The following is a 530-nucleotide window of genomic DNA, read 5'->3' as shown; positions in this document are numbered from 1 at the left end:
GCCGGGAGCGCGCGCGCGTGCGCCAGCAGCTCCTCGCGCACCGCGGTCGTCGCCTCGCGCGCGCCCCACCGGTCGGCGAACGGCAGCGCGACGTACGTCCCGAACAGCGCGACCGCGACCACCACGCCTCCCCACGCCAGCGTGCGTCGCTCGCGCGCGCCGAGCGCGCCCCAGGCCGACCCCGACGCCCCCGCCGGCCGCGGCGCGGTCACCGCGCGCCCCCGGCCGCCGCGCGGAACGCGATCGAGAACGTCTCGACCGGCACGCCCCCGTCCGCGAAACGCGTGCTCGGCGCCACCGCGCGCACGTCGGCCAGCCGCGGCTCGGCGGCCAGCACGTCGACCACCGCCGCGGGGTCGCGCGCCGTGCCGTCGACCGTCCACGCGTCGCCCTCCTGTCGCAGCGCGGACACGGCGGCGCCGTCGGGGAGGCGCTCGCCGAGCGCCTCCAGCACGGCCAGCGGGTCGGCGCGGCGCGCCTCGAGCGCCGCCGACGCGCGCGCCGACGCGTCGAGCGCCTGCAGCCGCGCG

Annotated in this window: 2 protein-coding genes; both read right to left on the bottom strand. The window is 82.1% G+C overall.

Annotated features, from left to right (window positions below):
- Positions 1–212: hypothetical protein (locus PYV61_RS26515; RefSeq protein ID WP_275836891.1), on the bottom strand; the 212-nt coding region annotated here is incomplete at its 3' end.
- Positions 209–530, bottom strand: a 322-nt coding sequence (locus tag PYV61_RS26510; protein ID WP_275836890.1) for a PilN domain-containing protein, incomplete at its 5' end; no start/stop codon positions are given. The genes PYV61_RS26515 and PYV61_RS26510, both read right to left, overlap by 4 nt.

The organism is Roseisolibacter sp. H3M3-2 (assembly GCF_029211165.1).
Lineage (GTDB): Bacteria > Gemmatimonadota > Gemmatimonadetes > Gemmatimonadales > Gemmatimonadaceae > Roseisolibacter.
Note: the sequence above shows the minus strand (reverse complement) of the source record. Positions and strands in the feature narration are given on the sequence as shown.